General features: G+C 71.5%; 9 protein-coding genes. 3 read left to right on the top strand and 6 right to left on the bottom strand.

What is annotated here, in order from left to right:
- Positions 1–1,179, bottom strand: a 1,179-nt coding sequence (locus tag ABZZ04_RS22250) for a serine/threonine-protein kinase (protein WP_356933913.1), incomplete at its 3' end; no start/stop codon positions are given.
- A 120-nt stretch (positions 1,180–1,299) separates the two neighbouring features.
- Here ABZZ04_RS22250 and ABZZ04_RS22245 point away from each other — a divergent pair.
- A complete protein-coding gene (locus ABZZ04_RS22245; protein WP_356933912.1) occupies positions 1,300–2,385 on the top strand; it encodes a serine hydrolase domain-containing protein in 1,086 nt (361 codons plus the stop codon).
- A gap of 128 nt (positions 2,386–2,513) precedes the next feature.
- Here ABZZ04_RS22245 and ABZZ04_RS22240 read toward each other — a convergent pair whose 3' ends face one another.
- On the bottom strand, positions 2,514–4,220 hold the full coding sequence (locus tag ABZZ04_RS22240) for a glycerol-3-phosphate dehydrogenase/oxidase (RefSeq protein ID WP_356933911.1): 1,707 nt from the start codon (positions 4,218–4,220) through the stop codon (positions 2,514–2,516).
- Between the two features lie 257 nt (positions 4,221–4,477).
- On the opposite strand from ABZZ04_RS22240, the gene ABZZ04_RS22235 reads away from it, so the two are divergent.
- Complete coding sequence (locus tag ABZZ04_RS22235) at positions 4,478–5,740, top strand: nucleotide sugar dehydrogenase (RefSeq protein ID WP_356933910.1); 1,263 nt, start codon at positions 4,478–4,480, stop codon at positions 5,738–5,740.
- 117 nt (positions 5,741–5,857) lie between these two features.
- Positions 5,858–6,454 (top strand): hypothetical protein, encoded by a 597-nt coding sequence (locus ABZZ04_RS22230; protein WP_356933909.1) that lies wholly within the window; start codon positions 5,858–5,860, stop codon positions 6,452–6,454.
- Between the two features lie 171 nt (positions 6,455–6,625).
- Here the strand turns inward: ABZZ04_RS22230 and ABZZ04_RS22225 are convergent, their stop codons facing one another.
- From ABZZ04_RS22225 to ABZZ04_RS22210, 4 genes are all read right to left on the bottom strand, one after another.
- The gene (locus tag ABZZ04_RS22225; protein WP_148838755.1) at positions 6,626–7,750 is read right to left on the bottom strand and encodes a GuaB3 family IMP dehydrogenase-related protein; all 1,125 of its coding nucleotides are present in this window, start codon (positions 7,748–7,750) and stop codon (positions 6,626–6,628) included.
- A 107-nt stretch (positions 7,751–7,857) separates the two neighbouring features.
- A complete protein-coding gene (gene guaB / locus ABZZ04_RS22220; RefSeq protein WP_356933908.1) occupies positions 7,858–9,363 on the bottom strand; it encodes an IMP dehydrogenase in 1,506 nt (501 codons plus the stop codon).
- Between the two features lie 228 nt (positions 9,364–9,591).
- Positions 9,592–10,167 carry a sigma-70 family RNA polymerase sigma factor gene (locus ABZZ04_RS22215; protein ID WP_148838753.1) on the bottom strand — a complete coding sequence of 192 codons (576 nt, stop codon included), beginning with the start codon at positions 10,165–10,167 and terminating at the stop codon, positions 9,592–9,594.
- 312 nt (positions 10,168–10,479) lie between these two features.
- Positions 10,480–11,091, bottom strand: coding sequence for a response regulator transcription factor (locus ABZZ04_RS22210; RefSeq protein ID WP_003948568.1), 612 nt, complete (start codon positions 11,089–11,091; stop codon positions 10,480–10,482).
- Positions 11,092–11,456: the final 365 nt, after the last annotated feature.

The raw sequence follows: 11,456 nt of genomic DNA, 5'->3' as shown, positions 1-11,456 counted from the left end.
CACCGTGGCCGCGCCGGTCGCCGGGGGTGCGGGCCGGCCGGGCTTCGCCAGGGACGCCGGCCCGCTCGCCGCGGCGGCGGACGGGGGCGCCGGGGGCGGGGGCGGGGCGGTGACCGGGGCGGCGGCAGCGGCCGTACCGGCGGCGGCGACCGGGGCCGCCTTCGCGTTGCGCACGGAACGCAGCGCGCCCCGCAGCCGGTCCCGCGCGCCCTCGCCCTGCTCCGCGGACTTCGACGCCGCCTTGGGGCGGGGCTCGTCCGGCGCCTTGGGCAGGGCCATGACCTGGGTGGCCTCGGCGGGCGGAACCGGCGCGGGCTCCGGCTTCTCGGGCGCGTGGAGCACATCGTTGAGCAGGGTGCGGGCGCCCGCGTCGTCGAGCCGCTGCTCGGGGTCCTTGGCGAGGAGGCCGTAGATGACGTCCTTCAGCGGACCGGCGTTCTTCGGCGGGTCGAGCGGCTCGGTCATCACCGCGGTCAGGGTGGCGATCGCCGACCCCTTGTCGTACGGCGGGGAGCCCTCGACGCTGGCGTACAGCAGGCCGCCGAGCGACCACAGGTCGGCGGGCGGGCCCGGCTTGTGCCCGCGGGCGCGCTCCGGGGAGATGTACGAGGGCGCGCCGACGAGCATGCCCGTCGAGGTGACCGACGGGTCGCCCTCGACCTGGGCGATGCCGAAGTCGGTCAGCACGACCCGGCCGTCCTCGGCGATCAGCACGTTGGACGGCTTCACGTCACGGTGCAGGATGCCCTCGCGGTGCGCCGATCTGAGCACGTCGAGTATCGCGAGGCCGACCTCGGCCGCCCGCTTCGGCGTCAGGACCCCGTCCTCGCGGATGGCCTCGGCGAGGGACTTGCCCTCGATGAGCTCCATCACGATCCACGGCCGGTCGTCCTCGTCGACCACGTCGTAGACCGTCACGGCGCTGTTGTTGCGGATCCTGGCGATCGCCTTCGCCTCGCGCAGGGTGCGCGTGATGAGCCGGCGCTTCTCGTCCTCGTCGATGGCCGAGGGGAACCTCAGCTCCTTGACCGCGACCGTGCGCCCCAGCGTCTCGTCGTCGGCACGCCAGACCGTGCCCATACCGCCCCGGCCGAGCACCTCCCCGAGCCGGTACCGACCCGCGAGGAGACGTCCGTCCGTGTCCCGTTGGGGCTCCCGTGCCTGCTCCGCCTCCGACATGCGTCCCCTCTGCGATCAACCCGCCCTGGCAGAGCGTTCATTGTCCCTCACCCCGACACCGGTCGTGGTGCCGGGTCCGCGGGCCCGTCATGATGTGCCCGGAGAAAGGGATTCCCCGCCATGCCGATGCCCAGGGCACTGTTCGTCACCCCGTTGGTGCTGGTGCTGCTCGTCCTGGGAACAGCGACCCCGCCCAGCGAACCACACCTCGCCCCCGCGGCCACCCACCTTCCTCGGCTCGTCGCCCGGGGAGGCGCCCCCACGGCGGCACTGCTGGCCCGTCGGGTCCCCTCCGCACCGTACGACACCTACCGCTCGACGGGGCCGGGCATCCGGCAGGCGGACCGGTTCCGGGCGGGCAGCATCACCAAGACCTTCGTCGCCACGGTCGTGCTCCAACTCGCCGGGGAGCGACGGCTGCGCCTGTCCGACCCCGTCGACCGGCTGCTGCCCGGACTGATCGGGGGTCACGGCAACGACGGCCGCCGCATCACCCTGCGCGCCCTGCTCAACCACACCAGCGGCCTGTACGACTACACCGCCGACGCGTCCGCCCGTCCCGTCTCCCCCGCCGACGCGATCCGGGTCGCCCTGGCCCACCGCCCGACGGGAGCCCCCGGCCACTACGCCTACTCCAACACCAATTACGCCGTACTCGGACTCGTCGTCCAACGAGTGACCGGGCACGACTACGCCACCGAGATCCGCGACCGCATCATCAACCCCCTTCGCCTCACCGGCACCTCCCTCCCGGGCGCCCGCACCGGCCTGCCCGCCCCGCACGGCCGCGGCTACACCCGCGACCCGGCCGACGGCACGCTCCGCGACGTCACCGTCCTCGACCCGCGCACGGCGGGCGCGGCCGGGGAGCTGATCTCCACCCTCGGCGACCTCGACCGTTTCCAGTCGGCCCTGTTGGGCGGCCGGCTCCTCCCGCCGGCCCAGCTGACGGCCATGCTGGACACGGAGGCCACGCACGGCGTCTACGGACTGGGCATCCATCCGCTGAAACTGTCCTGCGGCACCACCGTCTGGGGCCACGGCGGCCGCATAGCGGGCAGCTACGTCCGTACCGCCGCCACCCGCGACGGGCGGCACACCCTGACGTACCGCACCGACACGGACACCCTGACCGACGGGGAGTCCCTCGAACGGGCACTGCTCGACGCGGAGTTCTGCACCCCGGCCACCCCGGCTCCCTCCTGAACCGCCCCCGGAGGAGTCGCCCCCTCCCCGAGCCGTGTCTCCTCCCGACCCGTGTGCGTCCCCCGAGCCGTGTGCGCCGTCCCCTGCCGACGCACACGGCCGCGTGATGAGCACCCCGGCGAAACGGCCTAGATCGGCACGATGTCCGGGGCCCCGAGCCGCGCCGCGTCCGCCGTGAGGTCGTCCGGCTGCCGCTGCGACTCCCGTTCCGCCTGCACCCGCTTCTCGTAGTGCTCGACCTCCCGGTCGACCTGTCCCTCGTCCCAGCCCAGCACCGGCGCCATCAGCTCCGCGCAGATCCTGGCGCTGCGCGTGCCCCGGTCGAAGGTCTCTATGGAGATCCGGGTACGACGGGTCAGCACGTCGTCGAGGTGACGGGCGCCCTCGTGCGAGGCCGCGTAGACGATCTCGGCCTTCAGGTAGTCGTCGGCCGCGGGCAGCGGCTCGCCCAGCGCCGGATCGCCGACGACGAGTTCGAGGATCTCCTCGGTCATGGAGCCGTAGCGGTTGAGCAGGTGCTCCACCCGGGCAACGTGCAGACCGGTCCTGGCCGCGATCCTCGCGCGGGCGTTCCACAGCGCGCGGTACCCCTCGGCCCCCAGCAGCGGGATGTCCTCGGTGACGCAGGCCGCCACCCGCTGGTCGAGGCCGTGCACCGCCTCGTCCACCGCGTCCTTCGCCATCACCCGGTACGTCGTGTACTTGCCGCCCGCCACGACCACCAGGCCCGGCAGCGGATGCGCCACCGTGTGCTCGCGCGAGAGCTTGCTGGTGGCGTCGGACTCGCCGGCCAGCAACGGCCGCAGGCCGGCGTAGACGCCCTCGACGTCGTCCCTGGTCAGAGGTGTGGCCAGGACCGAGTTGACGTGTTCGAGCAGGTAGTCGATGTCGGCGCTGGACGCCGCCGGGTGCGCCTTGTCCAGGTCCCAGTCGGTGTCCGTCGTCCCGATGATCCAGTGCCGGCCCCACGGGATGACGAAGAGGACGGACTTCTCGGTCCGCAGGATCAGACCGGTCGTGGAGTGGATGCGGTCCTTGGGGACGACCAGGTGGATGCCCTTGGACGCCCGCACGTGGAACTGGCCGCGCTCCCCGATCAGCGCCTGGGTGTCGTCCGTCCACACCCCGGTCGCATTGACCACCTGTTTGGCCCTGACCTCGTACTCCCGGCCCGTCTCGACGTCCTCGACGCGGGCGCCGACGACCCGCTCGCCCTCCCGCAGGAAGCCGATCACCCGCGCCCGGTTGGCCACGTGCGCGCCGTAACCGGAGGCGGTGCGCACCAGCGTCGCCACGTAACGGGCGTCGTCCATCTGCGCGTCGTAGTACTGCAACGCCCCGACCAGGGCGTCCTTCCGCAGCGCCGGGGCGACGCGCAGGGCGTGGTGGCGGGAGAGGTGCCGGTGCACGGGCAGCCCCCGGCCGTGGCCCGAGGACACCGACATCGCGTCGTAGAGCGCGACCCCGGAACCGGCGTAGAACCGCTCCCAGCCCTTGTGCTGCAAGGGATAGAGGAAGGGCACCGGCTTCACCAGGTGCGGGGCCAGCCGCTGGAGGAGCAGGCCGCGCTCCTTCAGTGCCTCCCGCACGAGCGCGAAGTCGAGCATCTCCAGATAGCGCAGCCCGCCGTGGATCAGCTTGCTCGACCTGCTCGACGTGCCCGACGCCCAGTCGCGGGCCTCGACCAGGCCGGTCGAGAGCCCTCTCGTCACCGCGTCCAGCGCCGTACCGGCGCCGACCACGCCCGCTCCCACGACCAGCACGTCCAGTTCGCGCTCGGCCATCGCGGCCAGCGCCTCGGCGCGTTCCGCGGGTCCCAGTGTCGCTGTCCTCACCGCTGCCTCCCGGATGGATCGGGGTGGTCCGGCACCGGAGCACGATCCGACGCGAAAGCCGGACGGCCCGTGCCCACCTCTCGATTCTGTCCGCCGTCAGCGACTTCGGCCACCGCCTGTGGACAACACCAGGGCGACAGGAGCCTTGCAATGCGACATATAGGTCATATTTAACCCTAGTGTGACATTGCGCTGTCCCAGCAGTTGCGCTTTCTGCCTTCATGGTCCTGGACCGATCGGGAAGGACGGCCCTCCACATGCCCGCAGACCTCGCCGTCATCGGCCTCGGCCACCTCGGCCTGCCCCTCGCCCAAGCCGCCGTGTCCGCCGGCATCGAGACCGTCGGCTACGACACCGACCCACGCGCCTGCACGGAGCTCTCCGCGGGCCGCACCCCCGTCGAGGGATCGCTCACCGCCTCGGAGATCCGCCGGATGCTCTCCGGCGGGTTCCGCCCCACCACCGACCCGGCCGAACTGGGCCGCGTCCGCACCGCCGTGATCTGCGCGCCCACCCCGCTCGGCGCCGACCGCAACCTCGACCTCACCGCCGTCGACGACGCGGCCCGTGCGCTCGCCGCCCGGCTGCGCCCGCACACCACCGTCCTGCTGGAGTCGGCCGTGCCGCCCGGCACCACCGAGAACCACGTGCTGCCGCTGCTCGAAGCGGGCTCCGGGCTGCGCGCCGGCCGCGACTTCCACCTCGCCTGCTCCCCCGGCCGGCTCGACCCCGGCAACCGGACCCACGGCTACGCCAACACCCCCAAGGTCATCGGCGGCCTCACCCCCGCCTGCACCGAATCCGCCGCCGCCTTCTACGGCCGGCTCACCGACAAGGTCGTACGGGCCCGCGGTACGCGCGAGGCCGAGATGACGAAGGTCCTGGAGACCAACTTCCGGCACGTCAACATCGCCCTGGTCAACGAGATGGCGGTGCTCTGCCACGACCTCGGCGTCGACTTCTGGGACGTCATCCGGTGCGCCGAGACCAAGCCCTTCGGCTTCCAGCCGTTCCGGCCCGGCCCCGGCGTCGGCGGCCACGGCGCCCCCGTCGACCCGGGCTGCCTCCCGTACCGCAGCCGCACCCCCGGCCACCCGCTGCGCATGGTCTCGCTCGCCCAGGAGATCAACGACCGGATGCCGCAGTACGTGATCCAGCGGTGCGCCACCCTGCTGAACGAGCACGGGAAATCCGTCCGCGGCGCCCGGGTGCTGCTGCTCGGCGTCACCTACAAGCCCGATCTCGCCGACCAGGAGGCGTCCCCCGCCCGGGAGATCGCGGGCCGGCTGATGGACATGGGGGCGCAGATCGGCTACCACGACCCGCACGTCCTGGACTGGCGGGTGCGCGAGCTGCCCGTTCCGCGCGCCGACTCGCTGTACGAGGCCGCGTCGAGCGCCGACCTCACGGTGCTGCTCCAGCACCACCGGACCTACGACCTCCAGGGCCTCGCGGTGAAGGCACAGCTCCTCCTGGACACCCGTGGGGCCACCCCGGCAGGGGCCGCGCATCGGCTGTGAGAAGGGTTTCGCGGAAGATTTCGCGGAAGATTCCGGTGGGCGATGTCACAGACGGCTGCTAGCCTGCGGCGTCACTTCTCGCACAATCGTGCGCTTCCGTTCCAGGGGGATTCCTTCATGAGCCAGCCCGTGCCGCCGCCGAACCAGCCCCAGCAGCCGTACAACGCCCAGCCCGGCGGCAACCCGTACGGGGGCCAGCCCGGCGGCAACCCCTTCGGGGGTCAGCAGCCCGGTGGGAACCCGTTCGGTGGTCAGCAGCCCGGCCAGCCCGGCGTGCCGTTCGGCGGCGCGCCGTTCGCCCCTCCGGCCCCGGTGCGCGACAAGGTGGGCCTCGGTCTGCTCACGGCGCTGGTCACGGCACTCGTCGCGGCCTTCCTGTACGGCGTCATCGCCGGTGCGATCGAGCGCGAGATCGGCTACATCGCCATCGGTGTCGGCTTCCTGGTCGGCTTCGCGGCGAGCAAGGTCGGCGGCCGCAACCCGATCCTGCCCGTGGTCAGCGCCGTCCTGTCGGTGGGCGCCGTCTACCTCGGCCAGCTCATCGGCGTCTCGATCATCCTGTCCGACCTGGCCCAGCAGTCCGCGGCCACCCTGTTCTTCGACAACTTCGACGTGCTGACGAAGGCGTGGAGCGAGGCGGCGGACTTCAAGGCCTACATCTTCCTGCTGCTCGGCGCCGTCGCCGCGTTCGGTGGCGCCAAGAAGGCCGCGTAACCCCGGCCCGGTCCCACACGGTCCCGCGAAGGATCCCGCCCGCACCGGGCGGATCCACCGGACACGGCGAGGGCCCCGTGCACCGCGATCAGCGGTGCACGGGGCCCTCGCCCGTTCTTCCGTACGTCCCGTGCGTCCCGCACATCCTGTGCGGGACGCACGGGGAAGTGCTCAGCGGCTGTGCTGCGAGTCCGCCACCGTCACCTCGACGCGCTGGAACTCCTTGAGGTCGCTGTACCCCGTCGTCGCCATCGCCCGGCGCAGCGCGCCGAAGATGTTCATCGAGCCGTCGGGGGTGTGCGAGGGGCCGGTCAGGACCTCCTCGGTGGTGCCGACGGAGCCCAGGTCCACCAGCTTGCCGCGCGGCACGTCCTCGTGGACGGCCTCCATGCCCCAGTGCCGGCCGCGGCCCGGGGCGTCGGTGGCGCGGGCCAGCGGGGAGCCCATCATCACGGCGTCCGCACCGCAGGCGATGGCCTTCGGCAGGTCGCCGGACCAGCCGACGCCGCCGTCCGCGATCACGTGCACGTACCGGCCGCCGGACTCGTCCATGTAGTCGCGGCGGGCCCCGGCCACGTCGGCGACCGCGGTCGCCATCGGGACCTGGATGCCGAAGACGTTGCGCGTGGTGTGCGCGGCGCCGCCGCCGAAGCCGACGAGGACACCGGCCGCACCGGTGCGCATCAGGTGCAGGGCGGCGGTGTACGTGGCGCAGCCGCCGACGATCACCGGGACGTCCAGCTCGTAGATGAACTGCTTGAGGTTCAGCGGCTCGGCCGCGCCGGAGACGTGCTCGGCGGAGACCGTCGTGCCGCGGATGACGAAGATGTCCACGCCCGCGTCGACGACGGCCTTGGAGAACTGGGCGGTGCGCTGCGGGGAGAGCGCGGCGGCGGTGACGACGCCGGAGTCGCGCACCTCCTTGATGCGCTGGCCGATCAGCTCCTCCTGGATCGGGGCGGAGTAGATCTCCTGGAGGCGGCGGGTCGCCGACTCGACGGGCATCTCGGCGATCTCGTCGAGCAGCGGCTGCGGGTCGGCGTGCCGGGTCCACAGACCTTCCAGGTTGAGGACGCCGAGGCCCCCGAGCTCGCCGATGCGGATCGCGGTCTGCGGGGAGACCACCGAGTCCATGGGGGCGGCCAGGAACGGCAGCTCGAACCGGTAGGCGTCGATCTGCCAGGCGATCGAGACCTCCTTCGGGTCGCGGGTGCGACGGCTCGGCACGACGGCGATGTCGTCGAATGCGTACGCCCGGCGGCCGCGCTTGCCGCGCCCGATCTCGATCTCAGTCACGATGGTGTGGCCTTTCCCTCTATGTCTGCGCTGTCCAGTATCCCCGACACACGCCCGAGGGGCGGTCCCGGGAACCCCCGGGACCGCCCCTCATGCGTGTGGTCGCGTCACTTCCTGCTGTAGTTCGGCGCCTCGACCGTCATCTGGATGTCGTGCGGGTGGCTCTCCTTGAGGCCCGCCGAGGTGATCCGGACGAACCGGCCGTTCTCCTGGAGCTCGGGGACGGTGCGTCCGCCGACGTAGAACATCGACTGGCGCAGACCGCCGGTGAGCTGGTGGACGACCGCGGAGAGCGGGCCGCGGTAGGGGACCTGGCCCTCGATGCCCTCGGGGACCAGCTTCTCGTCGGAGGCGACGCCCTCCTGGAAGTAGCGGTCCTTGGAGAAGGACTTGCGGTCGCCGCGGCTCTGCATCGCGCCGAGCGAGCCCATGCCCCGGTAGGACTTGAACTGCTTGCCGTTGATGAACATCAGCTCGCCCGGGGACTCCTCGCAGCCCGCGAGCAGCGAGCCGAGCATCACGGTGTCCGCGCCGGCCACCAGGGCCTTGGCGATGTCGCCGGAGTACTGCAGGCCGCCGTCGCCGATGACCGGGACACCGGCCGCCTTGGCGGCGAGCGACGCCTCGTAGATCGCGGTGACCTGCGGGACACCGATGCCGGCGACGACACGGGTGGTGCAGATGGAGCCGGGGCCGACGCCGACCTTGATGCCGTCGACACCCGCGTCGATCAGCGCCTGGGCACCGTCCCGGGTGGCGATGTTGCCGCCGATGACGTCGACGCCGGACGCGTTCGACTTGATCTTGGCGACCATGTCGCCGACCAGCCGGGAGTGGCCGTGGGCGGTGTCCACGACGATGAAGTCGACACCGGCCTCGACGAGCGCCTGGGCCCGCTCGAAGGCGTCACCGGCGACGCCGACGGCGGCGCCGACCAGCAGCCGGCCTTCCTTGTCCTTGGCGGCGTTCGGGTACTTCTCGGCCTTGACGAAGTCCTTGACGGTGATGAGGCCCTTGAGGACCCCTGCCTCGTCGACCAGCGGGAGCTTCTCGATCTTGTGGCGGCGCAGCAGCTCCATGGCGTCCACGCCGGAGATGCCGACCTTGCCGGTGACCAGCGGCATCGGCGTCATGACCTCGCGCACCTGGCGCGTGCGGTCCGACTCGAAGGCCATGTCGCGGTTGGTGACGATGCCGAGCAGCTTGCCCGCGGCGTCGGTGACCGGGACACCGCTGATGCGGAACTTGGCGCACAGCTCGTCGGCCTCGCGCAGCGTCGCGTCCGGGTGCACCGTGATCGGGTCGGTGACCATGCCGGACTCGGAGCGCTTCACCAGGTCGACCTGGTTGGCCTGGTCGGCGATGGAGAGGTTGCGGTGCAGCACACCGGCGCCGCCCTGCCGGGCCATGGCGATCGCCATGCGGGCCTCGGTGACCTTGTCCATCGCGGCGGAGAGCAGCGGGATGTTCACCCGCACGTTCTTGGAGATGTACGAGGAGGTGTCGATCTGGTCGGGCGCCATGTCGGACGCGCCGGGCAGCAGCAGCACGTCGTCGTATGTCAGCCCGAGCGTCGCGAATTTCTCGGGCACTCCGTCGACGTTTGCAGTCATGACACCTTCCCCAAATGGCCTTGATCGGTGCGGATGTCCATGCTAACGGCCTTCGGGGGTGTCTCATTCCACGAACAAGATCACCTGGAGGTTCTGTAGCTTCGTACGGCCCGGCAGGGGCCGGGTGCGAAGGCTCCCGCAGGGGCCGGGACGAAGCCTCGTCAAGGCCCGGCAAAGGATCCGCGACCCCCGGTCAGAAGCTCCGCGGGGGCCCGGACGTGCCCGGTCTCACTGTTCCGCGAGGGCTCTCAGCCGGCTCAGCGCCCGGTGCTGGGCGACCCGGACCGCCCCCGGGGACATGCCCAGCATCTGCCCGGTCTCCTCCGCGGTCAGCCCCACGGCGACCCGGAGGACGAGCAGCTCGCGCTGGTTGTCCGGGAGGTTGGCGAGGAGCTTCTTCGCCCAGGCGGCATCGCTGCTGAGCAGGGCCCGCTCCTCGGGGCCGAGCGAGTCGTCGGGCCGCTCGGGCATCTCGTCCGAGGGCACGGCGGTCGATCCCGGGTGTCGCATGGCGGCCCGCTGGAGATCGGCGACCTTGTGCCCCGCGATGGCGAAGACGAACGCCTCGAAGGGCCTGCCGGTGTCCTTGTAGCGCGGCAGCGCCATCAGTACCGCGACGCAGACCTCCTGCGCCAGGTCCTCCACGAAGTGGCGGGCGTCACCGGGCAGCCGGTTCAGCCGCGACCTGCAGTAGCGCAGGGCGAGGGGGTGGACGTGGGCCAGCAGGTCATGGGTGGCCTGCGCGTCGCCCTCGACGGCGCGGTGCACCAGGGCACCGATCGCCGTCGTCTCGTCGTCGCGCATCGGACCATGGTGCCTCGGAGCCTCGCCATCCGTGCCACCGCGTCCGCAGTTGTGCACCGAAGCGTTATGAGCGGGTGCGCCGGAAGTCATGTCCTGCGCCCTCCCCTTCCGCTGGACCGAATCGTTCCCGAGGAACTCCACCCCGAGGAACTCCACGTCTCAAGGATGCGGCATCGGCCGGGAAGCGTCACATGCCGTCGGCCCGGCGGGCGCCGCGGACGGCACGGAGCCCGCCGGGCGCACGTCGGCCGAGTCGTCCCGCCCGCCGGTGTGCGGGCGGGGAACCACTCGGCCGCCGGCCCCGGCCGCCCCTCAGCGGACCAGCCCCCAGCGGAAGCCGAGCGCCACGGCGTGCGCCCGGTCCGAGGCCCCGAGCTTCTTGAACAGACGCCGGGCATGGGTCTTCACCGTGTCCTCGGAGAGGAAGAGCTCGCGTCCGATCTCGGCGTTCGAACGGCCGTGGCTCATCCCTTCCAGCACCTGGATCTCCCGTGCGGTGAGCGTCGGCGCCGCACCCATCTCGGCCGACCGCAGCCGACGCGGGGCGAGCCGCCACGTCGGGTCGGCCAGCGCCTGGGTGACGGTGGCCCGCAGCTCCGCGCGGGAGGCGTCCTTGTGCAGATAGCCGCGGGCGCCGGCGGCGACCGCGAGCGCGACCCCGTCCAGGTCCTCGGCGACCGTCAGCATGATGATCCTGGCGCCGGGATCGGCGGAGAGCAGTCGCCGGACCGTCTCCACACCCCCCAGGCCGGGCATGCGTACGTCCATCAGAATCAGATCCGAACGGTCGGCGCCCCAGCGGCGGAGGACTTCCTCGCCATTGGCCGCCGTCGTCACCCGCTCGACGCCGGGCACGGTCGCGACCGCGCGTCGGAGCGCTTCTCGGGCGAGCGGGGAGTCGTCGCAGACGAGAACGGATGTCATGACCGTCCTCCGCAGCTGATGCGCGTCACCTTGTGCCTCCAGGCTGTTACCAGTCGTCACCTGCGCGGTTGACACTCTCGGACACCTGCCCGATCGCTTTTTCCGCCAACCGCCTCCGCCCTCTCAACGACGGTCACTCGAAAGAGTTACGGGTCGGACAAGCGGGTTCGGCACTCTACGTGAGAGGGCGCACACGGAGGGGAACGGCACGGATCATCCAACGGTCAACCGAAACTTCACATGAAGGTATGCCCCATTTAGCGGGTTTTCTTCCCTTTTGCTGGCGTCTATGACTAGATTCGCAATCAGTCATATTTACATCTGCTTACACCGTAGTTGTACGGTCGTGGGCACGGTCAACGACA

It is taken from the genome of Streptomyces sp. NPDC006435, assembly GCF_040612315.1.
Classification (GTDB): Bacteria; Actinomycetota; Actinomycetes; order Streptomycetales; family Streptomycetaceae; genus Streptomyces.
This window is presented reverse-complemented; position numbering and strand designations above follow the sequence as displayed.